Source organism: Bacillus sp. XT-2, assembly GCF_025696525.1.
Classification (GTDB): domain Bacteria; phylum Bacillota; class Bacilli; order Bacillales; family Bacillaceae; genus Bacillus; species Bacillus halotolerans.
On sequence record NZ_JAHVOC010000001.1, the window covers coordinates 331,522 to 356,755 of the forward strand.

Genomic DNA, 25,234 nt, shown 5'->3' on the forward strand with positions numbered 1-25,234 from the left:
CTTTGGTCAGACTAGTCATAAACGTGTGCAAAGAGGTGTAAAGGGTGAAACGATTTAGCACTGCGTATCTGTTGCTGGGGATTTTATGCTCAGCCGCAGCTTTTCTAATGGGTGCTCCCCGCGCGTCAGGGGCGGAAGTGGAGCACTATGAACCGCTGCAAGTGCATGTGCAGCTTGAAAAAGTGTATTTGGATGGAGAGGTCAGCATCGAGCATAAGCGTGAAAAGGTGCTGTCCATGGATGACTTTTGGGCGGATTATGCGGGATGGACGCTTGTCGAACATAAAAATGGGTACGTTCTATTTCGGAAGCAGGTGGACGATATTTCTCCGCTCAGCAAGGTGAATGGTTATATCGGCGTTTCTGACAGCGGAGTAATTTCCACCTTTCATGGACGGCCGGAGTCGGATTCTGAACCGATTCAATCTTTTTTTCAAATTGACTTAGAAAGACTGGAGAGCCATATGCAAAAAAATCTCGAAAAAGGCATTCCGTTTCGGACGAAAGCGGAGTTTGAAGATGTCATAGAACATATCAAGACGTACAGCGGGTGACCACTGCTGATTGAAGACATGTGCTCATGTCTTTTTTTTCGTGGAACAATGAATGAGAAGCGAACATATGTTAACTTTTCTTTAAGCCTTTGGCTGTTTTTATGGTACAATGAAGAACAGTCAAAGAGGTGAATTTTCGTGATCGAATTTGTTAAAGGGACGATTGATTATGTATCTCCCCAATATATTGTGATAGAAAACGGCGGCATCGGCTATCAGATTTTTACGCCAAATCCGTTTATATATAAGGAGAGAAGTCAAGAAACCATTTTTACGTACCATCATGTAAGAGAAGATGCGTTTTTACTATACGGCTTTTCAACAAGGGAGGAAAAAGCGCTCTTTACAAAGCTGTTAAATGTGACCGGAATCGGTCCAAAAGGGGCACTCGCCATTTTGGGATCAGGTGACCCGGGAGCGGTCATTCAAGCAATTGAAAATGAAGATGAAGCCTTTTTAGTCAAGTTTCCGGGTGTCGGCAAAAAAACTGCCCGCCAGATTATCCTTGATTTAAAAGGAAAGCTGGCTGACGTCGTGCCTGAAATGATTGAAAATCTGTTCAATCATGAAGAAAGACTTGAAAAACAAACGGCAGAAACGGCGCTTGAAGAAGCACTCGAGGCCCTCAGGGTACTTGGTTATGCCGAAAAAGAAATCAAAAAGGTACTTCCTCACTTAAAAGAGGATATTGGTCTGACAACAGACCAGTACGTAAAAAAAGCATTACAAAAACTATTGAAGTAAGGTGATGTTCATGGATGAACGGCTCGTCTCAAGTGAAGCAGACAACCATGAATCAGTGATAGAGCAAAGCCTGAGGCCTCAGCGCCTGGTTCAATACATCGGGCAGCATAAGGTAAAAGAGAATTTGCGTGTTTTTATAGATGCCGCAAAAATGAGACAGGAAACGCTTGATCATGTTCTTTTATACGGTCCGCCAGGGCTTGGAAAAACGACGCTTGCTTCCATCGTTGCCAACGAAATGGGAGTGGAGTTGCGGACGACTTCGGGACCTGCGATTGAAAGGCCGGGTGATTTGGCTGCGATCTTAACGGCGCTCGAGCCGGGGGATGTATTATTTATCGATGAGATACATAGGCTGCACAGATCGATTGAAGAGGTGCTTTATCCGGCAATGGAAGATTTTTGTCTTGATATTGTCATTGGAAAAGGGCCTTCTGCCCGTTCAGTCCGTCTTGATCTTCCGCCTTTTACACTGGTCGGCGCCACGACAAGAGTAGGGCTTTTGACGGCGCCGTTAAGAGATCGATTCGGCGTCATGTCGCGGCTTGAGTATTATACACAAGAAGAGCTTGCTGATATTGTTACGAGAACGGCTGATGTGTTTGAGGTTGAAATTGATCAGCCGTCAGCGCTTGAGATTGCCAGAAGATCAAGAGGAACGCCGCGGGTGGCCAACCGCCTGCTGAGAAGGGTCCGGGATTTTGCACAGGTGTTAGGCGACAGCCGGATTACAGAAGAGATTTCTCAGGACGCTTTGGAGCGGCTTCAAGTCGACCGTCTTGGCTTGGATCACATTGATCACAAGCTGCTGATGGGAATGATCGAAAAATTTAACGGCGGTCCGGTGGGGCTTGATACGATTTCAGCCACGATCGGCGAAGAACCGCATACGATTGAAGATGTGTACGAACCGTATCTTCTGCAAATCGGTTTTATCCAGAGAACGCCGCGGGGAAGGATCGTCACACCGGCCGTTTATCATCATTTTCAAATGGAGGCTCCCCGATATGACTGAATTTCCTAAGATCATTATGATTCTTGGTGCTGTTTTGCTAATTATCGGAGCGGTTTTGCATTTTGTCGGCAAGATGCCGGGAGATATTTTTGTAAAAAAAGGAAATGTGACGTTTTTCTTCCCGGTTGTCACTTGTATTATCATAAGTGTGGTATTATCAATCTTGCTTAATCTTTTCGGCAGAATGAAATAACAAAAGACTAGAATAAAGGTGAAATTATGAAAGTTGATTTATTTGATTTTGAACTTCCGGAACGTTTAATTGCACAGGTGCCATTGGTACAGCGTGACGCTTCAAGGCTGATGGTGCTTGATAAACATACAGGAGAGCTGACAGACAGCTCGTTTAAACAGATCATCAGTTTCTTTAAAGAAGGGGATTGTCTCGTGCTGAACAATACCCGCGTTTTGCCTGCCCGGTTATTCGGAACAAAAGAGGATACGGGGGCAAAAGTAGAACTGCTTTTGCTGAAACAGGAAGCCGGTGACAGGTGGGAAACGCTCGTCAAACCGGCAAAACGGGTAAAAAAAGGAACCGTTGTAACATTTGGAGACGGCAGATTAAAAGCTGTCTGCACGGAAGAGCTGGAGCATGGCGGCAGAAAAGTTGAGTTCCAATATGACGGTATTTTTTACGAGGTGCTGGAATCACTCGGAGAAATGCCGCTTCCGCCATATATTAAGGAACAGCTTGATGACAGAGAGCGTTACCAAACGGTGTTTTCAAAAGAAATCGGATCTGCCGCTGCGCCTACAGCCGGACTTCATTTCACGGAAGACATTTTACAGCAGCTGAAGGACAAAGGCGTTCAGATTGAGTTCATCACACTGCATGTCGGTCTCGGAACGTTTCGTCCGGTCAGTGCCGATGAAGTGGAAGAGCATAATATGCATGCAGAGTTCTATCAAATGTCAGAAGAAACGGCCGCGGCTTTAAACAGCGTAAGGGAAAAGGGCGGACGGATTATTTCTGTCGGCACGACCTCAACCCGCACGCTTGAAACGATTGCCGGTGAACATGATGGGCGATTTAAAGCATCAAGCGGATGGACATCTATTTTTATTTATCCGGGCTATGAATTCAAAGCCATTGACGGAATGATTACAAACTTTCACTTGCCGAAATCATCATTGATTATGCTGGTCAGTGCGCTTGCAGGCAGAGAAAACGTTCTGCGTGCGTATAACCATGCGGTTGAAGAAGAATACCGTTTCTTCAGCTTCGGCGACGCAATGCTGATTATATAAATTGAGAACAGGAGGCCTCATAAAAAGTGGCTGAACAACCAATACGCTATGAATTTATAAAAGAATGCAAACAAACAGGGGCGCGCCTGGGCAGAGTGCATACTCCCCACGGCTCCTTTGAAACGCCTGTTTTTATGCCGGTCGGCACACTGGCGACAGTTAAAACAATGGCGCCTGAAGAGCTGAAGGCAATGGACGCGGGCATCATATTAAGCAACACATATCACCTATGGCTTCGCCCGGGACAGGATATTGTAAAAGAAGCGGGCGGACTCCATAAATTTATGAACTGGGACCGCGCAATTTTAACAGATTCCGGCGGTTTTCAGGTCTTTTCATTAAGCAAGTTTCGTAATATAGAGGAAGAGGGCGTTCACTTCCGCAATCACTTAAATGGAGATAAGCTGTTTTTATCTCCGGAAAAAGCGATGGAGATCCAAAACGCACTCGGCTCTGATATTATGATGGCATTTGACGAATGCCCGCCATATCCGGCAGAATACGATTACATGAAACGGTCAGTTGAGCGGACAAGCCGCTGGGCTGAACGCTGCCTGAATGCCCATGCCCGGCAGGACGAGCAAGGCCTGTTTGGTATTGTTCAGGGGGGAGAATACGAAGATTTGCGTACACAAAGCGCGAAAGACTTGATTTCCCTTGATTTTCCGGGATATGCTATAGGTGGATTGTCCGTTGGTGAACCGAAAGACGTTATGAACCGGGTGCTTGAATTTACGACACCGCTTTTACCGAAGGATAAGCCGAGGTATCTGATGGGAGTCGGTTCTCCGGATGCTCTGATTGACGGAGCGATCCGCGGAGTAGACATGTTTGACTGTGTGCTGCCTACCCGTATTGCACGGAACGGCACGGTGTTTACTGCTGAAGGACGGCTCAATATGAAAAACGCAAAATTTGAGAGAGACTTCCGTCCGATTGATGAAGAGTGTGATTGCTACACATGTAAAAATTACACACGGGCGTATATCAGACACTTGATTCGCTGCAATGAAACGTTTGGACTCCGATTAACAACTTACCATAACCTTCATTTTCTGTTACACTTAATGGAGCAGGTAAGACAGGCTATTCGCGAGGATCGTCTGGGTGATTTCAGAGAAGAGTTCTTTGAGCGTTACGGCTATAACAAGCCAAATGCGAAAAGCTTCTAATATAAAAAGCCATAATGGCAAGTTTGTTTCAGAAAGGGGGGAAAAAGATGACAGGTACTTTAGGTACATTAGTTCCTATTATTTTAATGTTTGCGGTTCTTTATTTCTTGCTGATCCGTCCGCAGCAGAAGCAGCAAAAAGCTGTGCGTCGAATGCAGGAGGAACTGAAAAAAGGCGATTCAGTCGTGACAATCGGTGGATTGCACGGTACAGTTGACTCTATCGACGAAAGCAAAGTCGTCATTAAGACTGGTGATAACACACGTCTTACTTTCGACCGCCGCGCGATCAGAGAAACTTCTGCTGCTGAATAACAGCAGGAGTTCATACATAGCAAACAAAAAAAGAGCGGGTAACCCCCGCTCTTTTTTTATTAGGAAGATCTGCTTCCTCTCAAATTCACTCCGAAAATGCCGCCAAGCATACATACGCCTAAAAAGCCAAGATGGAAGAGCAGCTGTTCTGCTGTAAATGTTTTTCCGAATCCCAGATATTGAAACAGTAAAATAATCAAGGAAAAGCTTAAAGCAGTCAATGCCCCAATCAGCCATCCTCTTTCCTTCCCTTTCCCGCCAGATATGAATCCGCCGATAAATAAAGAAAGAAATGATACGGCGGTGATCAGCCAGTTGAATGATGATTCTTCAAGCGAGGTTGCTGTCAGTAAAAGCGAAACGGCTAAACTCGTTAGGAGCATGGCTGAAAAAATAGCGATTAAGCCGTAGAGTATGCCTTTTCCAACTTGTTTCGTTTCCTCCATTAATTTCTCCTCCCTGCCTATCTATAAAGGCTTCTGTTCTTTTTAAACAAAGCCTCAGACATGCTGATGGCTCGTCTTTGTAAAAATGTATTCCCTCGTTCCGTGAATTAGACGTAAAAGCTTTATGAAATACGATCACTTTTTCTTACATAAATCGTATGTTTTGTTGCATGCTATGATGAGTTGGAGGTGCATGATGGAAGAGCTTCTTACTATAACGTTTCGCACAGTCGTATTATATTTTGTGATCCTGATTATTTTTCGTTTCATGGGCAAGCGGGAGATCGGAGAGCTTAGTATATTAGATCTCGTTGTCTTTATCATGATGGCAGAAATTGCTGTCCTGGCCATAGAAAACGTAGAGGACCATCTGTTTCATACCATTTTGCCAATGCTTGTGCTAATGATGATCCAAGTGACGTTTGCATACATATCCTTAAAAAACCGGAACGTACGTCAGCTTCTTGACGGCAAGCCCACCATTATCATTAAATACGGAAAAATTGACGAAAACGCCATGAAATCACAGCGTTATAATTTTGATGATTTGATGGTTCAGCTAAGAGAAAATAATATCGACAGAGTGGCTGATGTATCATTTGCTATATTAGAGCCGTCAGGCAAACTGACTGTCGTAAAAAAACAAAACAATGATGAACATAGACAGCTGGAGATGCCGCTTATCATTGACGGTGACATTCAAACTGAGAACCTGGCTCGGATCGGCAAAGATAACCAGTGGCTTGAGGAGAATTTATTGAAACAGGGATATACGAATCCTTCAGCTATATCATTTTGTTCGTTTACTGACGGCGAATTTTTTATTGATGAAAAAGATGGGCGCCGCACCTGATTTTCATCGGACGATCAGGCGTCCGATAATAGGGATGCGGCGAAGCTCATCTTTTTTGATTAAACGGAAAACGAGCAGCAAGATGATATAGAAAACAGCGCTTATCGCAATCCATCCGGCAACATTCACAGCCTCCGACTCTCCGAACCGCACATATTGTTTGACAGCAGAGCTGAGGAACCCGCATATAAAAATAACCGCAAAGCAGAGCACGTACTCTTTTATTTTGATGCTGATCGGCAGCACTTTGCTCACTGTCGCTGCATGCAAAAGGGTGACGAGCACCATGCCCGTTACAATCGCTAATGCAGCACCCATGATGCCGAGAGACGGTCTCGTGGCAAGGACGAAAATAAGGCCTGTTTTTACAAGGGCTCCGATCAAGCTGTTCATCATTGCAGCTCCTGCTAAATTGAGCGCCTGCAGCACAGCCTGAAGCGGACCCTGGAAATAATAAAGCAGAAAAAACGGAGCCATGACTTTTATAAACACGGCTGCACCTGAGGACCCATACATCACGCTCATCAGCTCATCCGCAAACACATATAAAATCACTACTGAAATGCCCCCACTAAGCAGGCACAGCCGCATGGCCTGCTCCAATCGGTATTCAACCACCTGAAGTTTTTTCTGTTCCATTCCTTCACTTATCGCAGGAACAAGCGCGGTCGACAAAGAATATGTAATAAAGCTGGGCAGAGTCAGCAGCGTCATGGCAAAGCCGGTCAGTTCCCCGTATTGCTTTGTAGCCGCAACTGTCGCCACTCCGGCAATTGCAAGGCTTTGCGCGACAACAATGGGTTCAAAAAACCAAGACAGGTTGCCGATAAAACGGCTGCCGGTTGTAGGAAGTGAGACGCTCATTAATTGAGAAAAAGTTTCTTTTCCATTTTTAATCGATTGAAAAAAATGTTTTCTGATTTTCATTGTCTTTTTGAATTTGAAACAAATGAATAAATAAACAAGTGACGCCAGCTCTCCTGCAACTGAAGAAAGCATGGCTCCCGCTGCGGCATATTCAATTCCGTAAGGGAGAAAAATCGTCGTACATACAGCCACGAGAGAAATGCGGACGACCTGTTCCAGGACTTGTGAAACGGCAAGCGGGTTCATGTTTTGTTTTCCTTGAAAATACCCTCTCAGCACACTGGATATGGCGATAATCGGCACGACCGGAGTAATGGCCAAGAGGGGGTACAGCGTCCTCTGATCTGTCAGCATGGTTTCCGCCATTACCGGGGCGAAAAATAAAAACAGCGGTGTGAAAATCAGGCTGAGAATCCCAGTGATGGTAAGAGACATGACTAAAATATTTTTCGTTTTTTGATGATCTCCGCGTGCGCTGGCTTCAGCGACAAGCTTACTGATCGCGACGGGAAGACCGAATTGAGTTAATGTAGTGGCTAAGAAAAAGGTAGGAGCCGCCATCATATAGAGCCCGACCCCTTCTTCACCGATAAATCGGGCGATGACCACCCGGTTGACAAAGCCGAGCATTCTTGTGACCATCCCTGCTGCGATAAGGATAAGAGTGCCCTTTAAAAACGTCTGTTTCGCCATTTTTACCCCCTGCCTTCTCAAACTACCTGGAATCATATACAATAAAGATATGCGTATATATCGTCCAAGCATGACAAGTCTTCTTGAAAAACAATAAAAAAGGAGCGTGGAATTCGTGGATAAGCATCCAGCCGATCTGTATAAAGACCACGTAAGGCCGTTTCTTTACAGCAAACTGGAAGAGTTTAAGATTCTGGGATATGATGATGTTGAACTCGAAAGCTTGTGGTCATACTTAAAAAACAAGAAGTGGAAAAAGAAATCGGAGCTGCATATCTATGAACTGACAAGGGATATTTTATCAGTGAAAATTGGAGAATTTATGAACTATGCAACTGTTGAGTCATTTAAAACGTCTAATTGGCTGGGCAGTGAAGAAGGTCAGGAAGCATTGGAAGAACTACTGAGGTAGCAGTTGATCTGCATAGGTTTAAGGGAGGATATACATAATGAAAAAAGGACGCTTGATTGCGTTTTTCCTTTTCGTTCTATTGATTGGCACGGGGCTGGGCTACTTTACAAAGCCTGCTGCAAACAATATTACGTTAGGATTGGATTTGCAAGGCGGATTTGAGGTGCTGTATGACGTACAGCCCGTAAAAAAAGGTGACAAAATCACAAAAGACGTTCTGGTCAGCACAGTAGAGGCTTTGAACCGCAGGGCGAATGTCCTCGGTGTCAGTGAACCGAACATCCAAATTGAAGGAAATAACCGGATTCGTGTTCAGCTAGCTGGTGTGACAAACCAAAACAGAGCGCGGGAAATTTTGGCGACTGAGGCTCAGCTTTCTTTCAGAGATACAAATGACAAAGAATTGCTGAACGGTTCTGATCTCGTTGAAAACGGGGCAAAACAAACATACGACGCCAAAACAAATGAACCGATTGTCAGTATTAAACTGAAAGACGCTGATAAATTCGGTGAAGTGACGAAAAAGGTCATGAAAATGGCGCCAAACAACCAGCTTGTCATTTGGATGGATTACGAAAAAGGAGACTCTTTTAAGAAAGAAGTTCAAAAAGAGCACCCTAAGTATGTTTCTGCTCCGAATGTAAGCCAGGAATTAAACACAAAAGACGTTACAATTGAAGGGCATTTTAAAGTCCAGGAAGCGAAAGATTTAGCCAGCATTTTAAATGCCGGGGCGCTGCCTGTTAAACTGACTGAAAAATACTCAACATCAGTAGGCGCACAATTTGGACAGCAGGCGCTGCATGATACGGTGTTTGCAGGTATTGTCGGAATAGCTATTATTTTCCTATTCATGCTTTTCTATTACCGCCTGCCAGGATTGATTGCGGTGATTACGCTATCAGTTTATGTATACATTACGCTCCAGATTTTTGACTGGATGAACGCTGTTCTCACTCTTCCGGGAATAGCCGCACTCATTTTAGGGGTCGGGATGGCTGTAGATGCCAACATCATCACCTATGAGCGGATTAAGGAAGAGCTTAAGCTAGGAAAATCCGTCCGTTCTGCCTTCCGCTCAGGAAACAGACGGTCATTTGCGACGATTTTTGACGCGAATATTACAACCATTATTGCAGCGGTTGTGCTCTTTGTCTTTGGGACAAGCTCTGTTAAAGGGTTTGCGACAATGCTGATTCTGTCGATTCTGACAAGCTTTATTACCGCAGTCTTCTTATCAAGATTTCTGCTCTCGCTTCTTGTGGAAAGCAGATGGTTAGACCGGAAAAAAGGCTGGTTTGGCGTCAAAAAGAAACATATTGTGGACATCCAGGACACAGATGAAAATACAGAACCGTATACGCCGTTCCAAAAATGGGATTTTACGAGCAAGCGAAACTTTTTCTTTATTTTCTCAAGTGCAGTTACCGTTGCCGGGATTATTATTCTGCTTGTATTTAAACTGAATCTGGGCATTGACTTTGCGAGCGGCGCACGGATTGAAGTGCAAAGTGACCATAAGCTCACGACAGAGCAGGTGGAGAAGGACTTTGCATCACTTGGCATGGAACCTGACACGGTTGTCTTGTCAGGCGAAAAGAGCAATATTGGTGTTGCCCGCTTTGTAGGAGTGCCTGATAAAGAAACCATTGCAAAAGTGAAAGATTACTTTAAAGACAAGTACGGATCCGAGCCGAATGTCAGCACGGTGTCACCTACTGTTGGTAAAGAACTGGCGAGAAATGCATTGTACGCAGTAGCCATTGCTTCAATCGGAATCATTATTTACGTTTCCATCCGATTCGAGTACAAAATGGCGATTGCTGCGATTGTTTCACTGCTTTATGATGCTTTCTTTATCGTCACATTTTTCAGCATTACAAGGCTGGAGGTAGATGTTACCTTTATTGCGGCCGTCCTGACGATTGTCGGTTATTCGATTAATGATACAATCGTTACATTTGACAGGGTTCGCGAGCATATGAAAAAGCGCAAGCCGAAAACGTTTGCCGATTTGAGCCATATCGTAAATCTAAGCTTGCAGCAAACCTTTACAAGATCCATTAATACTGTATTAACTGTAGTGATTGTTGTCATAACACTGCTGATCTTTGGGGCATCTTCTATTACAAACTTCTCAATCGCTCTATTGGTTGGGCTGTTAACAGGTGTTTATTCATCCCTCTACATTGCCGCGCAAATTTGGCTTGTTTGGAAAGGGAAAGAATTAAAAAAAGGTACGGAACAATAGAGTAGCTGTCAGGCTGTCCATTATGGGCAGCCTGATTTTTTGGCGTTTGATTGATCTTAAAATAGACATTTGCTATAATGACATACGCTTACAATTAAACATATAAATGGTGTGAAGAGGATTTGTGACAGGTTTTCATTTATGTGGGAGGGTTTGGGTATGAAGGTTCGCGAGTCGGAGCTGCCGGGTATCGGGCAAAAAGTTGAGATTGTCACCAGAAACCAAGATAAAATATCAATTATCATTCATGACGACGGCAGAAGAGAGCTGTATTATTTTGACGAAAATGATCATGAAGAATGTGTGACATCCGTACAGTTTGATGATGCGGAAGCGAGACAGATTTCTGCGATTCTGGGCGGGATGGCATATAAACCGAAAGCGTTAGAAACCGTGGAAGTGGCTCTTGACGATTTGATCATAGAATGGTTTAAAGCAGAAGCAGGAGCACCAGCCGTTCACAAGACAATCGGTGATTTGGACGTGCGGCAGGAATATCAAGCGACAGTCATCGCTATATTAAAGAAGAATCAGAAAAAGCAATTGAATCCAGGGTCTGAAACAGTGATAGAAGAAGGAGATACACTCGTCATCTCTGGAGAGAGAGACGGACTGAAGAGGCTGATCCGTGAAAAATTAACCGCACTGGGGGCTTGACTCGCGTCAAGCCATGTTTAAAACCAATGTGAATAGGGAAACTAACCTCAATAAGTGAAGTTTGGGGGTAATCGAATGAACAAACAATGGACGATTATATTTGCACTTATTTTTACGTTGCTTGTCGCTGTTTTCGCAGTCATTAATGTAAGATCCGTAGAAGTTGATTACCTGTTTGGCAGATCAGAGTGGCCGCTTATTCTAGTCATTTTAGGTTCAGTACTGATGGGGGCGCTGATCGTTTTTTCTGCCGGAATTTTTCAAGTCATGAAATTAAAGAGAGAAATAAAAGCGTTGCGGAAAGAAACCAAAACCGCACAGGATGTGATACATAACCAAGAGGATGCTCATTTGAATGATGTTCAAGCCGACACACAGGATGCATCCGCCATTATTGAGAAAAAAGACTAGTTTTCGAATTATATTTGAAACCCCTCAGCATGCTCTAGTATAATAGGGTGGTTGAGGGGTGAATTTATGTTAGCGTCAAAAATGCGATGGGAAATCCAGCGACCAGATCAGGAAAAGGTCAAATCACTCACAGAACAATTGGACATAACACCTCTTGTTGCGTCGCTGCTTGTAAAAAGAGGCTTTGATACGGCAGAAAACGCGAGGCTGTTTTTACATACAAAGGATACCGAATTCTATGATCCCTATGAGATGAAGGGGATGAAAGAAGCGGTAGAACGAATAAAACAGGCGATTTCACAACAAGAACAGATTATGATATATGGCGATTATGACGCCGATGGAGTTACCAGTACTTCAGTGATGCTGCACACTTTGCAAAAGCTGTCGGCGCAAGTTGATTTTTATATACCTGACCGGTTTAAAGAAGGCTACGGCCCTAATGAACAGGCATTTCGCTCGATTAAAGAACGAGGCTTCTCACTCATTATTACGGTTGATACGGGGATTGCCGCTGTCCATGAAGCGAAGGTAGCAAAGGAACTTGGCTTAGATGTCATCATTACCGACCACCATGAGCCTGGACCGGAGCTTCCGGATGTCCATGCGATCGTTCACCCGAAGCAGCCTGGCTGCACCTATCCTTTTAAGGAGCTTGCAGGAGTGGGCGTGGCGTTTAAGCTTGCCCACGCATTATTGGGCGAATTGCCAGATGAACTTCTTGACCTGGCGGCAATCGGCACCATTGCCGATCTAGTTCCGTTGCATGATGAAAACAGATTAATTGCAACATTAGGTCTCGAAAAGCTCCGGCGGACGAACCGGCTTGGCTTAAAAGAACTGATTAAGCTCTCAGGCGGAGAAATCGGAGAAGCGAACGAAGAAACCGTCGGATTTCAGCTCGCACCGAGACTGAACGCAGTCGGAAGAATTGAACAGGCCGATCCTGCTGTTCATTTGCTGATGTCAGAGGACCCGTTTGAAGCGGAAGAGCTTGCCGCTGAAATCGATCAGCTTAATAAAGAACGGCAAAAGATGGTCAGCAAAATGACGGATGAAGCGATTGAAATGGTTGAACAAGAAGGGCTTAATCAAACTGCGATTGTCGTGGCAAAAGCAGGATGGAATCCCGGAGTCGTCGGAATTGTTGCTTCAAAGCTTGTAGACCGTTTTTACCGCCCGGCCATTGTCCTTGGAATTGATGAAGAAAAAGGGATCGCCAAAGGTTCGGCACGAAGCATCAGGGGATTTAATTTGTTTGAAAGCCTTTCTGAATGCAGAGATATTCTTCCGCACTTTGGAGGCCATCCAATGGCGGCTGGCATGACGCTGAATGCCGAAGATGTGCCGGAATTGCGGAACAGGCTGAATGAGATAGCTGACAATACGCTTACAGAAGAAGATTTTATTCCTGTACAGGAAGTAGACCTCGTATGCAGCGTGGAGGACATTACGGTTGAAAGCATCACAGAGATGAATCTGCTTTCCCCCTTCGGCATGCTGAACCCGAAACCGCATGTGATGGTAGAAAACGCAGTGCTGGAAGATGTCCGCAAAATCGGGGCGAATAAAAATCATGTCAAAATGACGATTAGAAACGATTCCTTCCAGCTTGACTGCGTCGGTTTCAATAAAGGCGAGCTTGAGGAAAATATTGTGCCCGGTTCAAAAATTTCGATTGTTGGTGAAATGTCGATCAACGAATGGAATAACAGAAAAAAACCGCAGCTGATGATCAAGGATGCGGCTGTTGCTGAATGGCAGCTGTTTGACTTAAGAGGAAAACGCACGTGGAAAGATCCGGTTTCCGCCCTTCCGTCTGATAAACGAGTCATTGTCTCCTTCAAAGAAGAAACCAAAGTGCTTCTTCAGTCTGAAGATTTTCGCCATGACGTGCACGTTATCAGTTCTGAAGACCAAGCGAAGGCATGTGAACTTGACAATGCATATATTGTATTACTGGATTCTCCGCCTTCGCTGGACATGCTCGCACGTTTGCTGGAAGGCAAAGCGCCTGAGCGGATTTACTTCATCTTTCTCAATCATGAGGAACACTTTTTATCATCTTTTCCGGCAAGAGACCACTTTAAATGGTATTATGCATTCTTGCTGAAAAGAGGCACTTTTGACTTGAATAAACACGGCTCAGAGCTTGCGAGGCATAAAGGCTGGTCCGTTGAAACAATCAATTTCATGACAAAGGTGTTTTTTGATCTCGGTTTTGTTAAAATAGAGAATGGTGTGCTGTCTGTAATAAGCGGAGCGAAAAAACGCGATTTAACAGACTCGCAAACATATCAAGCAAAACAGCAGCTGATGGAGCTGGATCAAAAGCTGAATTATTCTGCGGCTGAAGAGCTGAAGGAATGGCTGAATAAGCTGATGAAACAAGATTCAGAGGCTTATGAAAGTACGAGGAGGACATAAAACAGATGGATTTAAAACAATACGTAACAATTGTACCCGATTACCCGAAAGAGGGCGTGCAATTTAAAGATATTACGACACTGATGGATAAAGGCGATGTCTATCGCTATGCAACAGATCAAATTGTGGAATATGCGAAAGAAAAACAAATTGATTTGGTTGTCGGCCCAGAGGCGCGCGGCTTTATTATCGGCTGTCCGGTTGCCTACGCGCTTGGCGTCGGATTTGCACCGGTGCGCAAAGAAGGCAAATTGCCGCGCGAGGTCATCAAAGTGGATTACGGTTTGGAGTATGGCAAAGACGTATTAACGATCCACAAAGATGCGATTTTACCAGGCCAGCGTGTGCTTATTACAGATGACCTGCTTGCAACAGGCGGCACAATTGAAGCAACAATCAAACTTGTTGAGGAGCTTGGCGGCATTGTAGCTGGTATCGCTTTCTTAATCGAGCTTTCTTACCTTGATGGTAGAAATAAACTTGATAATTATGACATCTTAACATTAATGAAATACTAAAGATAACCTCATAAAGGAAAAAGCACTCGATACAGGGTGCTTTTTTCCTATTGTTTTGCATTTATTTGATATATTATTTGGTGATTTGAACTTCTGCTCTTTACATCTATCGTTTTTTTCTTGATAATAAACTACAATACAGTTTACATTTTAAAAAAGGTGATTCCATGGCGAACGAACAAGTATTGACTGCCGAGCAAGTTATTGATAAAGCGCGCAGTTATCTATCCGATGAGCATATCGCATTTGTCGAAAAAGCATACCTGTACGCTGAAGATGCTCATCGCGAGCAATACCGCAAATCAGGTGAGCCTTACATCATTCATCCGATTCAGGTTGCGGGAATTCTCGTTGATCTTGAAATGGATCCATCCACAATCGCGGGCGGATTTCTGCATGATGTAGTGGAGGATACTGATGTGACGCTTGATGACCTGAAGGAAGCATTCTCCGAGGAAGTAGCAATGCTTGTGGACGGTGTAACGAAGCTCGGTAAAATTAAATATAAATCTCAAGAGGAACAGCAGGCGGAAAATCATCGCAAAATGTTTGTCGCTATGGCTCAAGATATCCGGGTCATACTGATCAAGCTGGCGGATCGTCTTCACAATATGCGGACGCTGAAACATCTTCCCCAAGAAAAACAGCGTAGAATTTCTAATGAAACGCTGGAAATTTTTGCTCCTTTGGCTCATCGCCTCGGGATTTCAAAGATTAAATGGGAACTGGAAGATACGGCGCTCCGTTATTTGAATCCTCAGCAATATTACAGAATTGTCAACCTCATGAAGAAAAAACGCGCAGAACGCGAGCTTTATGTCGACGAGGTTGTCAATGAGGTGAAAAAACGTGTCGAAGAAGTCAATATCAAGGCTGACTTCTCAGGCCGGCCGAAACATATTTACAGTATCTATAGAAAAATGGTGCTGCAAAATAAGCAATTCAATGAAATTTATGATCTGCTTGCTGTCCGGATTCTCGTGAACAGTATAAAGGACTGCTACGCGGTGCTCGGCATTATTCATACCTGCTGGAAGCCGATGCCCGGCAGGTTCAAAGATTATATCGCAATGCCGAAGCCGAACATGTATCAATCGCTTCATACAACAGTTATAGGGCCTAAAGGCGACCCGCTGGAAGTGCAGATCCGCACCTTTGAAATGCATGAAATCGCGGAATATGGGGTTGCGGCTCACTGGGCTTATAAAGAAGGAAAAGCAGCGAGTGAAAGCGCAACATTTGAGAAAAAGCTTTCATGGTTCCGCGAAATTTTGGAATTCCAAAATGAATCAACAGATGCCGAAGAATTTATGGAATCGCTCAAAATCGATTTGTTCTCGGATATGGTGTACGTCTTTACGCCAAAAGGAGATGTCATCGAGCTTCCGTCCGGTTCTGTCCCGATTGATTTCTCTTACCGGATTCACTCTGAAATCGGCAATAAAACAATCGGTGCGAAGGTCAACGGAAAAATGGTGACCCTTGACCATAAGCTCCGGACAGGTGATATCGTTGAAATTCTCACCTCCAAGCATTCCTATGGTCCGAGTCAGGATTGGGTGAAGCTTGCTCAAACCTCACAGGCGAAGCATAAGATCCGTCAATTCTTTAAGAAGCAGCGGCGCGAAGAAAATGTCGAAAAAGGCCGTGAATTGGTTGAAAAAGAAATTAAAAATCTGGACTTTGAAGTGAAGGACGTCCTGACACCGGAGAACATCCAAAAAGTTGCAGATAAATTTAATTTCTCAAATGAAGAAGACATGTACGCAGCGGTCGGCTACAATGGCATCACAGCCCTGCAGGTGGCGAACCGGCTGACGGAAAAAGAAAGAAAACAGCGCGATCAGGAAGAACAAGAAAAAATTGTTCAGGATGTCACTGCGGAGCCTAAACCGTATCCGCAAGGAAGAAAGCGGGAAGCTGGCGTTCGCGTCAAGGGGATCGACAATCTCCTTGTGCGTTTATCGAAATGCTGTAATCCTGTGCCTGGTGACCATATTGTCGGTTTCATTACAAAAGGCAGAGGGGTTTCCGTCCATCGCGACGACTGCCCGAATGTCAAAACGAATGAAGCGCAGGAGCGGCTGATCCCCGTAGAGTGGGAACATGAGTCACAGGTGCAAAAACGCAAGGAATACAATGTTGAGATCGAGATTCTTGGGTATGACCGCCGCGGATTGCTTAACGAGGTGCTTCAGGCAGTGAATGAAACGAAAACAAATATTTCTTCTGTCTCTGGCAAATCGGATCGCAACAAAGTGGCAACCATTCATATGGCTATTTTTATCCAGAACATCAATCATCTGCATAAAGTCGTCGAGCGCATTAAGCAAATAAGGGATATATATTCTGTGCGCCGCGTCATGAATTAAAGGAGTCAGAAAATGAAATTAGTCGTTCAGCGAGTAACAGAAGCAAGCGTAACCGTTGATGGAGATGTGATCGGCCAAATTGGACAAGGCATTATGGTCCTGGTCGGCATCACTCACGATGATACAGAAGAGGACGCCGCTTACTTAGCGGATAAAGTGGTGAATCTTCGCATTTTCGATGACAGTGATGGAAAAATGAATTTGTCGCTTCTAGACACAGGCGGAGAGATTTTGTCTGTTTCACAGTTTACGCTTTACGGAGATACGAGAAAAGGACGGCGCCCGAACTACATGAACGCCGCAAAACCTGATAAGGCTTTGGGGCTTTATGAAAAATGGAATGACCTGCTTCGTGAAAAAGGAATCAAAGTAGAAACCGGTAAATTCGGCGCCATGATGGATGTAAAGCTCACAAACTCCGGACCGGTCACATTGATTATGGATTCAAAATAAAAAGCTGCCAAAAGGCAGCTTTTTTTATTGAAAATATTTCTCCAATCCGCTCTCAATTCCGTCTGTTACTTTTTCTTGATATGAATTGCTATGTACAATGGCTTCTTCCTGCGGATGGCTTACATATCCTAGCTCGTACAGCATAGCGGGCTGTTTGTTTTCACGGAGCACATAATAATCTCCGAACAGTACGCCGCGGTCAGGAATTGAAGATCGCTTAACCACTTCAGAGTGTACATCTGATGCCAGTTCCTGATCCTTTGCAGGACTGTAGTAATAAGCTGTGCTTCCCCTTGTAGAAGTATCCGCAAAGCTGTCGTAATGAATGCTGATGAAGGCGTCTGCATTGCGGTAGTGAGACGTCGAGACTCGTGACTGTAAGCTGACAAATGTATCATCCTGCCGTGTCACATACACGTCTGCTCCTGCTGATCTAAGTTTGCTGGCCAGCAGTTTCGCCGTTTTGATCGTCAGTTTTTTCTCGAATTGGCCTGAATAGCCGATTGTTCCGCTGTCTTTTCCTCCATGCCCCGGATCGACAACAATCGCTTTGTTTTTCAGCGACCCGCTTCCGGAAGCGGAATCAGCGACAGGCGGCTCTCCGGATTCTTCAGCGCTTTTAGACGTCTGTACCACCCAGTTGGCGACATAAGCGGTCTGCCCATTGTCAAGTTTTACTTCATACCAGCTGCCCTTTGATCCGGTAATGGAGTACGCATCGCCTTTGGCTGCGCGTTTAACGATAGAAGCTGATGTTGAAGCATCGCTTCTTAAATTCGTTCCTCCGTATACGATATAGGCTTTTTTTGTACTGTCTGAACTTCTGACATCAGCTGAATCTTCAGCTGGGTCAGAACTGGTCACAATGTAATGGCTTGCGACCCAGCCTTTTAGCCCATTCACTTCAATATGGAGCCAGCCGTTTTTCTCTTCGAGGATTGTAAGTTTCGTTCCTCGCGAGAGTTTTGTTATAATCGCTGCATCATGTGAGGCGGACCCTCTGACATTCAGTGAAGAAACGCCAACCGTGCCCGTTGTTGAACCAGATGATTCTGTCTGATCACTTTCCTCAGACGCTGAACTGCCGCTGCCTGAAGTGACGTATTCGGAAGATACCCATCCGGTGGAATTTCGATATGATATTTTGATCCAGCCGGAATCCTTGTCAATCACTGCGGCTTGGCTGCCCTGCGGGAATTTGCCGATGACTTCGTATGAAGTACCAGGGCCTGTTCTCATCCGTAAATCGGGATCTGTTGATGTTACAGTTTCACTGCTGTCTGTAGAGCTTGTGCCTGACTGTTTTTCCTTAGTAATAAGCCAGGAGACAACCCACCCTTTATCTCCGGAACCAAGCTGTATTTGCACCCAGTCTCCGTCTTCTTTCAAGATGGGGTAGCGTTCTCCTTTTTTCACCTCCGCCATGATGCCGTAGCTAAGCCCCGGGCCGCTTCTGACGTTCATTTCATCTGTTGCGATGACCGCTTCTCCCTGAGCGGCTGTAACGGCAGAAAAAGGCGGGAAAAGCGCCCCGGCGACGATAATACATACAATAAGGACAAAGTGTTTCTTGCTCATTGTGTCCTCCTTTCTAATGATCATAAAAAAAAGCATTCTTTCTTAATATCGTAAAGTCCTTTCTGATTTTTAAATAAAAATAAAATGATTTGTTTATACTAGGCATAAATCCAATGAAAAAGGTGTGCAAATCATGAAATATCATCCAAAAATGGGACGTGCATTTCACGACGGCGAAGGAAACCTGCATTTCAGTGATCATGCCGATCCTGATACAATCGGTTATCTCACTGAAACGGCAACGGAATTTGGTCTTATGTCCAAAGAAGCATCACAGCAGAAAAACAACCGGAATAAAGCTTGACAGAGTACAGCAATGCCATTATTATAATAGAAATCGAGTACATAATAAATAATAATTAAACTGAACCAATAATGGAGAAGAGTAGGTCAGATTGCATGGCTAGAGAGGAACCGCCCCAGGCTGAAAGCGGCTCCCATTGCGTCTTTCTCGAAACAACACTCCGGAGGTTTCCTGCTGAACGCGTGATACCGTCATTAGGCAGTGAACGTGAACCTGCGTTAAAGGATCGAGCGGGAATACGAAAATATTCCAACTAGGGTGGCACCACGGGTATAACTCTCGTCCCTACTATATGTGTATAGTAGGGGCGGGAGTTTTTTTATTTTTCATCATTGACGATAAATGTATATTTTATAAGGGATACATAAGGAGGTCTACACATGGGATATAACATTCCAAGAGGAACACAAGATATTCTGCCCGGAGAATCAGAGCGCTGGCAGTATGTTGAACAAATCATGAGAGACACTTGCCGAACTTATCAATATAAAGAAATCCGCACGCCGATTTTTGAGCATACAGAACTGTTCGCCAGAGGCGTCGGGGAGTCTACGGATATTGTACAAAAAGAAATGTACACCTTCCAGGACCGCAAAGGCAGAAGCCTGACGCTTCGCCCCGAGGGAACTGCTGCAGCAGTTCGCGCTTTTAATGAAAATAAATTATTTGCGAATCCTGTTCAGCCGACAAAGCTGTATTATGTCGGGCCGATGTTCCGTTACGAACGTCCGCAGACAGGCCGTTACCGCCAGTTTTATCAGTTTGGAATCGAAGCGATTGGATCGAAAGACCCTGCAATAGATGCTGAAGTAATGGCGCTGGCGATGGGTATTTATCAGAAGGCCGGCTTGAAAAACGTCAAGCTTGTGATAAACAGTCTTGGCGATCGGGACAGCCGCAAAAGCTACAGAGAAGCGCTCGTGAAACACTTTGAGCCGCGCATCGAGGAATTTTGTTCAGACTGTCAGTCACGTCTGCACACCAATCCGCTCAGAATTTTGGATTGCAAAAAGGACCGGGATCATGAGCTGATGAAATCGGCACCTTCTATTCTTACTTACTTAAATGAAGAATCAGCCGCTTATTTTGAAAAAGTGAAGCAATATTTAAACGATCTCGGCATTTCTTATGAAATTGATCCTAACCTTGTGAGAGGGCTGGATTATTATAATCATACCGCATTCGAAATCATGAGCAATGCGGAAGGCTTTGGCGCGATTACAACGCTTGCCGGCGGCGGCCGCTATGACGGATTGGTCGAGCAAATCGGCGGACCAGAAGCGCCCGGCATCGGATTTGCGATGAGCATTGAACGCCTGCTTGCCGCAATTGATGCTGAAAAAAGAGAACTGCCTGTTGATCAGGGGATTGACTGCTATATCGTGACGCTTGGCGAAAAAGCGAAGGATTATTCCGTTTCGTTGGTGTACAAACTGAGAGAAGCCGGCATTTCCAGTGAAATTGATTACGAAAATAAGAAAATGAAAGGGCAGTTTAAAACAGCTGACCGCCTCAACGCCAGATTTATTGCGATTTTGGGAGAGGATGAGCTTGCTCAAAACAAAATCAATGTAAAGGATGCAAAAACAGGCGAACAGATTGAAGTGGCTCTTGATGAATTGATACATGTGATGAAAGCAAACCAAAAGGGATAAGGAGTGGAACGCATTGTTTGGAAGAACATATTATTGCGGTGAAATGACTGAAAAAGCAATTGGCGAATCTGTAACGCTGAAAGGCTGGGTCCAAAAAAGACGGGACCTCGGCGGATTGATTTTTATTGACTTGCGTGACCGTACGGGAATTGTTCAAGTCGTTTTTAACCCTGATGTATCAAAAGAAGCGCTTGCTATTGCGGAAGGCATCAGAAACGAATATGTACTTGATATTCAAGGAAAAGTGGTTGCGCGCGAAGAAGGTACAGTGAATAAGAATTTGAAAACAGGCGCGATTGAAATTCACGCTGATGCAGTGACTGTATTGAGTGCTGCGAAGACGCCTCCGTTTGCCATTTCTGATCAAGCGGATGATGTATCAGAGGACGTGCGTTTAAAATACCGTTACTTAGATTTGCGCAGACCGGCTATGTTTCAAACGATCCAGCTGCGCCATAACGTGACGAGAGCTGCTCGGGGCTTTTTAGATGAAAAAGGGTTTCTTGATATTGAAACGCCGATTTTAACAGGAAGCACACCTGAGGGCGCACGTGACTACTTGGTGCCGAGCCGTGTGCACGAAGGTGAATTCTATGCGCTCCCTCAATCTCCGCAGCTATTTAAACAGCTTCTGATGGTCTCAGGCGTTGAACGCTATTATCAGATTGCCCGCTGTTTCCGTGATGAGGACTTGCGTGCGGACCGCCAGCCTGAGTTTACGCAAATCGATATTGAAATGTCCTTTATGAGCCAGGAAGACATTATGTCATTGGCTGAGGATATGATGGCAAAGATTATGCGTGAAACGAAAGGTGTGGAACTCAAGCTTCCTCTGCCTCGAATGACGTATGACGAGGCGATGAACAAATACGGTTCTGATAAACCGGATACTCGCTTTGACATGCTTTTGACAGATGTATCTGACATTGTAAAAGATACTGAATTTAAGGTGTTCTCATCAGCTGTGGCAAACGGCGGTGTAGTCAAAGCCATCAACGTAAAAGGCGGGGCAGGCGATTACTCAAGAAAAGACATCGATGCTCTAGGCGCGTTTGCCGCAAATTATGGAGCGAAAGGACTTGCTTGGGTGAAGGTCGAAGCGGACGGAGTGAAAGGCCCGATCGCCAAATTCTTTGATGATGAAAAGCAGTCTAAGCTGATTGAAGCACTTAATGCCGCTGAGGGTGACTTGCTGCTGTTCGGAGCGGATAAATTCGAAGTTGTTGCCGCATCACTCGGAGCCCTGCGCTTAAAGCTTGGGAAAGAACGGGGACTCATTGATGAAAACCTCTTCAACTTCTTATGGGTTATTGACTGGCCGCTCTTAGAGCATGATGCGGAGGAAGGCCGTTTTTACGCAGCGCACCATCCGTTTACAATGCCTGTCCGCGAAGACCTTGAGCTGATTGAAACAGCGCCTGAGGACATGAAAGCACAAGCCTATGACCTCGTCTTAAACGGCTATGAGCTTGGCGGCGGTTCGATCCGTATTTTCGAAAAGGATATTCAGGAAAAAATGTTTGCACTGCTTGGTTTCACAAAAGAAGAAGCAGCAGAACAGTTTGGATTCCTTCTTGAGGCATTTGAATACGGCGCTCCTCCGCACGGCGGAATCGCGCTTGGCTTAGACCGTCTCGTGATGCTTCTTGCCGGCCGTACGAATCTGAGAGATACGATCGCTTTCCCGAAAACGGCAAGTGCAAGCTGTCTGATGACAGATGCGCCGGGAGAAGTAAGCGACGCGCAGCTTGATGAACTTCACCTTTCTATTAAATCAAAAGTAAAGAACTGAATGTGCAGTTCGATTCTTGAAAATCAAAATCGTCTATGATATGATTTTGACAAGTTAAATAAAGTCCTGATGTGTTAGTTGTACACCTAGTTTTGACCGAACATTTTTTTGATTTGGGAGCCCGCATTTTTAAATGGCGTACATGCCTCTTTTCATTCGGTAAAGAGGACTTACAAGATTTAAAAGAGGGCACCCACCTGCTGAGAGCGGGTTCAAAACAAAGGAAAGCTGCAACGGCACAATTGGGACTTTATTTTTTATGCGCAGAAAAAACGGCTGTTTCTGTAATAGCCATTTATCATATGAAAACCAGATTACGAATGTGGAGTGAGGTTCTTGTTACACCAGTTTTCACGCAATGAATTAGCTATTGGAAAAGAAGGCCTTGAAACGCTGAAAAACAGCACGGTTGCTGTGCTTGGAGTTGGAGGCGTCGGATCGTTCGCAGCGGAGGCGCTTGCACGTTCAGGCGTTGGACGCATCCTGCTTGTTGATAAGGATGATGTGGACATCACAAACGTAAACCGTCAGCTTCACGCTCTTCTTTCAACTGTCGGTCAGCCGAAAGTGGATTTAATGAAAGCGCGTATTGCAGACATTAACCCCGAGTGTGAAGTGATTTCGTTAAAAATGTTCTATACGGAAGAAACGTATGAGCAATTCTTTGAGTATAACCTTGACTATGTGATTGATGCGTCAGACACCATTCATTATAAAATCCATTTAATGAAAGAATGTCTGAAACGGGATATTCCGCTGATCTCCAGTATGGGTGCGGCGAATAAGACAGACCCGACACGTTTCCAAATCGCAGATATTTCTAAAACGCATACTGACCCGATCGCAAAGGTGGTTCGTACGAGACTCCGTAAAGAAGGCATCAAAAAGGGCGTTCAAGTGATTTTCTCCGATGAAAGCCCGATTGTAATCCGGGAAGACGTCAGAAAAGAAGTCGGAAATGACGATGCGAAAATCCGCAAAGCCAAAATGCCGCCTTCCTCTAATGCTTTTGTGCCGTCAGTTGCGGGATTGATTATGGGCGGTCATGTTGTCATGGATCTTTTGAAAGATATTGAAATCAAACGCGTGAAGGATAAATAATGAATAAAAAACAGCCTTGAAGCATATTCAAGGCTGTTTTTTTATTTTCTTTTTATTAATTTATCGTACACTTGCTTTAACGCAGATTCAAATTTACCAGTTTGCTTCGGTTTGTAATATTGCTTGTTCTTTAAAGGATCAGGGAGGTACTGCTGTTCAACCCATCCATTTTCGTAATTATGAGGGTATTTATAGTCGATTCCTCTTCCAAGTTCCTGTGCCCCTTTATAATGCGCGTCTTTTAAATGTTTTGGGACATCGCCGATTTTTCCTGCTCTGATGTCCGCGAGCGCTTCATCGATTGCTAAAATAGCTGAATTGGATTTTGGCGAGAGACAGAGCTCAATGACCGCATTGGCCAGCGGTATGCGCGCTTCAGGGAAGCCGATACGTTCGGCGGTCTGAACTGCATGCAGCACTCTCGGTCCGGCCTGCGGGCTGGCTAAGCCGATATCCTCAAAGGCGATAACCAACAGTCTTCTCGCGATGCTTTCCAAGTCACCCGCTTCAATTAATCTGGCCAAATAGTGAAGAGCGGCGTTGGCATCAGAGCCGCGGATCGATTTTTGAAAAGCGGACAAGACGTCATAATGCGCATCACCGTCTTTATCGTGAGAAAAACTCTTTTTCTGCAGGCATTCTTCCGCAGACTCTAACGTGATGTGAATCACGCCGTCCGCAGACTCCTTCGTTGACAATACGGCAAGCTCAAGCGCATTTAAAGCGGAACGGACATCTCCTCCGCATCCGTGGGCAAAATGCTCCATCGCCTGGTCATCAATTGAAACGGAATATGTGCCAAGCCCCCGGTGCTCATCATGAAGAGCTCGCTCTAATGCCTGTTTAATCAATTCAGGTGTTAATGGCTCTAGCTCAAAAATCTGCGTTCGGCTTCTGATGGCCGGATTTATGGCGTGATATGGGTTAGCTGTAGTGGCGCCGATTAAAATAATCATGCCATTTTCTAAATAAGGCAAAAGAAAATCCTGTTTTCCTTTATCGAGTCTGTGGACTTCATCCAAAATCAAAATGACCTGGCCGGACATTTTGGCTTCTTGGGCTACGATCTCCATATCCTTTTTATTGTTAATAACGGCATTCAGCTTGCGGAAAGCAATACTTGTTGAACCGGCGATTGCTGTTGCGATTGAGGTTTTTCCAATTCCGGGCGGCCCGTACAAAATCATGGATGACAAATGTTTTGCCTGAACCATTCTGCCGATAATTTTATCTTCAGCCACCAGATGCTGCTGGCCGATAATATCCTCTATTTTCGTCGGACGCATCCGATATGCCAATGGCTTCATCATCATCTCTCCTTACTTAATTACAGGGTAACGGAAAACCGGAAATTAGAAAAGGGGGAAGCCCCGTTTCCGCCAGCTTCCATGAAAATT

Annotated in this window: 24 protein-coding genes, 1 other RNA gene and 1 other annotated feature; of the genes, 21 read left to right on the forward strand and 4 right to left on the reverse strand. The window is 44.8% G+C overall.

Going from position 1 to position 25,234, the window contains the following annotated elements; genetic code table 11:
- Positions 1 to 44 precede the first annotated feature (44 nt).
- From KXD37_RS01730 to yajC, 7 genes are all read left to right on the forward strand, one after another.
- Positions 45 to 554 carry an intercompartmental signaling factor BofC gene (locus KXD37_RS01730; protein ID WP_024122331.1) on the forward strand — a complete coding sequence of 170 codons (510 nt, stop codon included), beginning with the start codon at positions 45 to 47 and terminating at the stop codon, positions 552 to 554.
- A gap of 138 nt (positions 555 to 692) precedes the next feature.
- Positions 693 to 1,298, forward strand: a complete 606-nt coding sequence (gene ruvA, locus KXD37_RS01735; protein ID WP_024122330.1) for a Holliday junction branch migration protein RuvA — start codon at positions 693 to 695, stop codon at positions 1,296 to 1,298.
- 10 nt (positions 1,299 to 1,308) lie between these two features.
- Entirely contained in the window at positions 1,309 to 2,313 is a 1,005-nt protein-coding gene (ruvB, locus tag KXD37_RS01740) for a Holliday junction branch migration DNA helicase RuvB (RefSeq protein ID WP_024122329.1), read from the forward strand.
- A complete protein-coding gene (locus tag KXD37_RS01745) occupies positions 2,306 to 2,506 on the forward strand; it encodes a DUF2905 domain-containing protein (protein WP_003222669.1) in 201 nt (66 codons plus the stop codon). The genes ruvB and KXD37_RS01745 overlap by 8 nt, the downstream gene beginning before the upstream one ends.
- 26 nt (positions 2,507 to 2,532) lie before the next feature.
- Positions 2,533 to 3,561: a tRNA preQ1(34) S-adenosylmethionine ribosyltransferase-isomerase QueA gene (queA, locus tag KXD37_RS01750; protein WP_106020188.1), complete on the forward strand. Its 1,029-nt coding sequence runs from the start codon at positions 2,533 to 2,535 to the stop codon at positions 3,559 to 3,561.
- A gap of 26 nt (positions 3,562 to 3,587) precedes the next feature.
- Complete coding sequence (gene tgt, locus KXD37_RS01755) at positions 3,588 to 4,733, forward strand: tRNA guanosine(34) transglycosylase Tgt (protein WP_024122326.1); 1,146 nt, start codon at positions 3,588 to 3,590, stop codon at positions 4,731 to 4,733.
- A 47-nt stretch (positions 4,734 to 4,780) separates the two neighbouring features.
- Positions 4,781 to 5,047, forward strand: coding sequence for a preprotein translocase subunit YajC (yajC, locus tag KXD37_RS01760; RefSeq protein ID WP_024122325.1), 267 nt, complete (start codon positions 4,781 to 4,783; stop codon positions 5,045 to 5,047).
- Between the two features lie 59 nt (positions 5,048 to 5,106).
- Here the strand turns inward: yajC and KXD37_RS01765 are convergent, their stop codons facing one another.
- Entirely contained in the window at positions 5,107 to 5,493 is a 387-nt protein-coding gene (locus tag KXD37_RS01765; protein ID WP_024122324.1) for a TIGR04086 family membrane protein, read from the reverse strand.
- Positions 5,494 to 5,689: 196 nt separating this feature from the next.
- Here KXD37_RS01765 and KXD37_RS01770 point away from each other — a divergent pair, with 196 nt between their 5' ends.
- Positions 5,690 to 6,346 (forward strand): DUF421 domain-containing protein, encoded by a 657-nt coding sequence (locus KXD37_RS01770; protein ID WP_095714303.1) that lies wholly within the window; start codon positions 5,690 to 5,692, stop codon positions 6,344 to 6,346.
- Positions 6,347 to 6,349: 3 nt separating this feature from the next.
- On the opposite strand, the gene spoVB is transcribed toward KXD37_RS01770, so the two are convergent.
- Complete coding sequence (gene spoVB / locus KXD37_RS01775; RefSeq protein ID WP_024122322.1) at positions 6,350 to 7,906, reverse strand: stage V sporulation protein B; 1,557 nt, start codon at positions 7,904 to 7,906, stop codon at positions 6,350 to 6,352.
- 115 nt (positions 7,907 to 8,021) lie between these two features.
- Here spoVB and KXD37_RS01780 point away from each other — a divergent pair, with 115 nt between their 5' ends.
- The 8 genes from KXD37_RS01780 (at position 8,022) to dtd (ending at position 17,407) form a co-directional block, all read left to right on the forward strand.
- Positions 8,022 to 8,318 carry a post-transcriptional regulator gene (locus tag KXD37_RS01780; protein WP_024122321.1) on the forward strand — a complete coding sequence of 99 codons (297 nt, stop codon included), beginning with the start codon at positions 8,022 to 8,024 and terminating at the stop codon, positions 8,316 to 8,318.
- A gap of 37 nt (positions 8,319 to 8,355) precedes the next feature.
- The gene (gene secDF / locus KXD37_RS01785; RefSeq protein WP_024122320.1) at positions 8,356 to 10,569 is read left to right on the forward strand and encodes a protein translocase subunit SecDF; all 2,214 of its coding nucleotides are present in this window, start codon (positions 8,356 to 8,358) and stop codon (positions 10,567 to 10,569) included.
- Between the two features lie 159 nt (positions 10,570 to 10,728).
- A complete protein-coding gene (locus KXD37_RS01790; protein ID WP_024122319.1) occupies positions 10,729 to 11,226 on the forward strand; it encodes a cation:proton antiporter regulatory subunit in 498 nt (165 codons plus the stop codon).
- A gap of 75 nt (positions 11,227 to 11,301) precedes the next feature.
- Positions 11,302 to 11,637 carry a lipopolysaccharide assembly LapA domain-containing protein gene (locus KXD37_RS01795; protein WP_024122318.1) on the forward strand — a complete coding sequence of 112 codons (336 nt, stop codon included), beginning with the start codon at positions 11,302 to 11,304 and terminating at the stop codon, positions 11,635 to 11,637.
- A 66-nt stretch (positions 11,638 to 11,703) separates the two neighbouring features.
- Positions 11,704 to 14,064, forward strand: coding sequence for a single-stranded-DNA-specific exonuclease RecJ (gene recJ, locus KXD37_RS01800; protein WP_127696703.1), 2,361 nt, complete (start codon positions 11,704 to 11,706; stop codon positions 14,062 to 14,064).
- Positions 14,065 to 14,069: 5 nt separating this feature from the next.
- On the forward strand, positions 14,070 to 14,582 hold the full coding sequence (locus tag KXD37_RS01805; RefSeq protein WP_010335123.1) for an adenine phosphoribosyltransferase: 513 nt from the start codon (positions 14,070 to 14,072) through the stop codon (positions 14,580 to 14,582).
- 167 nt (positions 14,583 to 14,749) lie between these two features.
- Positions 14,750 to 16,954: a GTP diphosphokinase gene (relA, locus tag KXD37_RS01810; protein ID WP_010335122.1), complete on the forward strand. Its 2,205-nt coding sequence runs from the start codon at positions 14,750 to 14,752 to the stop codon at positions 16,952 to 16,954.
- 12 nt (positions 16,955 to 16,966) lie between these two features.
- A complete protein-coding gene (gene dtd, locus KXD37_RS01815) occupies positions 16,967 to 17,407 on the forward strand; it encodes a D-aminoacyl-tRNA deacylase (RefSeq protein ID WP_106022203.1) in 441 nt (146 codons plus the stop codon).
- Between the two features lie 24 nt (positions 17,408 to 17,431).
- Here dtd and KXD37_RS01820 read toward each other — a convergent pair whose 3' ends face one another.
- Positions 17,432 to 18,985 (reverse strand): SH3 domain-containing protein, encoded by a 1,554-nt coding sequence (locus tag KXD37_RS01820; protein ID WP_106020185.1) that lies wholly within the window; start codon positions 18,983 to 18,985, stop codon positions 17,432 to 17,434.
- A 133-nt stretch (positions 18,986 to 19,118) separates the two neighbouring features.
- Between KXD37_RS01820 and KXD37_RS01825 the strand changes: the two genes are divergently transcribed.
- The 5 genes from KXD37_RS01825 (at position 19,119) to KXD37_RS01845 (ending at position 23,837) form a co-directional block, all read left to right on the forward strand.
- Positions 19,119 to 19,289 (forward strand): YrzK family protein, encoded by a 171-nt coding sequence (locus tag KXD37_RS01825; protein WP_010335119.1) that lies wholly within the window; start codon positions 19,119 to 19,121, stop codon positions 19,287 to 19,289.
- Positions 19,290 to 19,348: 59 nt separating this feature from the next.
- Positions 19,349 to 19,579, forward strand: a binding site (T-box leader).
- A gap of 90 nt (positions 19,580 to 19,669) precedes the next feature.
- Entirely contained in the window at positions 19,670 to 20,944 is a 1,275-nt protein-coding gene (gene hisS, locus KXD37_RS01830) for a histidine--tRNA ligase (protein WP_024122316.1), read from the forward strand.
- Positions 20,945 to 20,957: 13 nt separating this feature from the next.
- Complete coding sequence (gene aspS, locus KXD37_RS01835; RefSeq protein WP_024122315.1) at positions 20,958 to 22,736, forward strand: aspartate--tRNA ligase; 1,779 nt, start codon at positions 20,958 to 20,960, stop codon at positions 22,734 to 22,736.
- A gap of 60 nt (positions 22,737 to 22,796) precedes the next feature.
- Positions 22,797 to 22,989: non-coding RNA, 6S RNA (gene ssrS, locus KXD37_RS01840), on the forward strand.
- 83 nt (positions 22,990 to 23,072) lie between these two features.
- On the forward strand, positions 23,073 to 23,837 hold the full coding sequence (locus tag KXD37_RS01845; RefSeq protein WP_059293512.1) for a ThiF family adenylyltransferase: 765 nt from the start codon (positions 23,073 to 23,075) through the stop codon (positions 23,835 to 23,837).
- A 41-nt stretch (positions 23,838 to 23,878) separates the two neighbouring features.
- Here the strand turns inward: KXD37_RS01845 and KXD37_RS01850 are convergent, their stop codons facing one another.
- Complete coding sequence (locus tag KXD37_RS01850; RefSeq protein ID WP_254517801.1) at positions 23,879 to 25,144, reverse strand: replication-associated recombination protein A; 1,266 nt, start codon at positions 25,142 to 25,144, stop codon at positions 23,879 to 23,881.
- Positions 25,145 to 25,234 lie beyond the last annotated feature (90 nt).

What these genes read in the sequence shown, in the direction of transcription:
- ruvB (WP_024122329.1), top strand. Translation starts at nt 1,309, where the DNA reads ATGGATGAACGGCTCGTCTCAAGTGAAGCAGACAACCATGAATCAGTG.
- KXD37_RS01745 (WP_003222669.1), top strand. Translation starts at nt 2,306, where the DNA reads ATGACTGAATTTCCTAAGATCATTATGATTCTTGGTGCTGTTTTGCTA.
- queA (WP_106020188.1), top strand. Translation starts at nt 2,533, where the DNA reads ATGAAAGTTGATTTATTTGATTTTGAACTTCCGGAACGTTTAATTGCA.
- yajC (WP_024122325.1), top strand. Translation starts at nt 4,781, where the DNA reads ATGACAGGTACTTTAGGTACATTAGTTCCTATTATTTTAATGTTTGCG.
- KXD37_RS01765 (WP_024122324.1), bottom strand. Translation starts at nt 5,493, where the DNA reads ATGGAGGAAACGAAACAAGTTGGAAAAGGCATACTCTACGGCTTAATC.
- KXD37_RS01770 (WP_095714303.1), top strand. Translation starts at nt 5,690, where the DNA reads ATGGAAGAGCTTCTTACTATAACGTTTCGCACAGTCGTATTATATTTT.
- spoVB (WP_024122322.1), bottom strand. Translation starts at nt 7,906, where the DNA reads ATGGCGAAACAGACGTTTTTAAAGGGCACTCTTATCCTTATCGCAGCA.
- secDF (WP_024122320.1), top strand. Translation starts at nt 8,356, where the DNA reads ATGAAAAAAGGACGCTTGATTGCGTTTTTCCTTTTCGTTCTATTGATT.
- KXD37_RS01790 (WP_024122319.1), top strand. Translation starts at nt 10,729, where the DNA reads ATGAAGGTTCGCGAGTCGGAGCTGCCGGGTATCGGGCAAAAAGTTGAG.
- KXD37_RS01795 (WP_024122318.1), top strand. Translation starts at nt 11,302, where the DNA reads ATGAACAAACAATGGACGATTATATTTGCACTTATTTTTACGTTGCTT.
- recJ (WP_127696703.1), top strand. Translation starts at nt 11,704, where the DNA reads ATGTTAGCGTCAAAAATGCGATGGGAAATCCAGCGACCAGATCAGGAA.
- KXD37_RS01805 (WP_010335123.1), top strand. Translation starts at nt 14,070, where the DNA reads ATGGATTTAAAACAATACGTAACAATTGTACCCGATTACCCGAAAGAG.
- relA (WP_010335122.1), top strand. Translation starts at nt 14,750, where the DNA reads ATGGCGAACGAACAAGTATTGACTGCCGAGCAAGTTATTGATAAAGCG.
- dtd (WP_106022203.1), top strand. Translation starts at nt 16,967, where the DNA reads ATGAAATTAGTCGTTCAGCGAGTAACAGAAGCAAGCGTAACCGTTGAT.
- KXD37_RS01820 (WP_106020185.1), bottom strand. Translation starts at nt 18,985, where the DNA reads ATGAGCAAGAAACACTTTGTCCTTATTGTATGTATTATCGTCGCCGGG.
- KXD37_RS01825 (WP_010335119.1), top strand. Translation starts at nt 19,119, where the DNA reads ATGAAATATCATCCAAAAATGGGACGTGCATTTCACGACGGCGAAGGA.
- hisS (WP_024122316.1), top strand. Translation starts at nt 19,670, where the DNA reads ATGGGATATAACATTCCAAGAGGAACACAAGATATTCTGCCCGGAGAA.
- KXD37_RS01850 (WP_254517801.1), bottom strand. Translation starts at nt 25,144, where the DNA reads ATGAAGCCATTGGCATATCGGATGCGTCCGACGAAAATAGAGGATATT.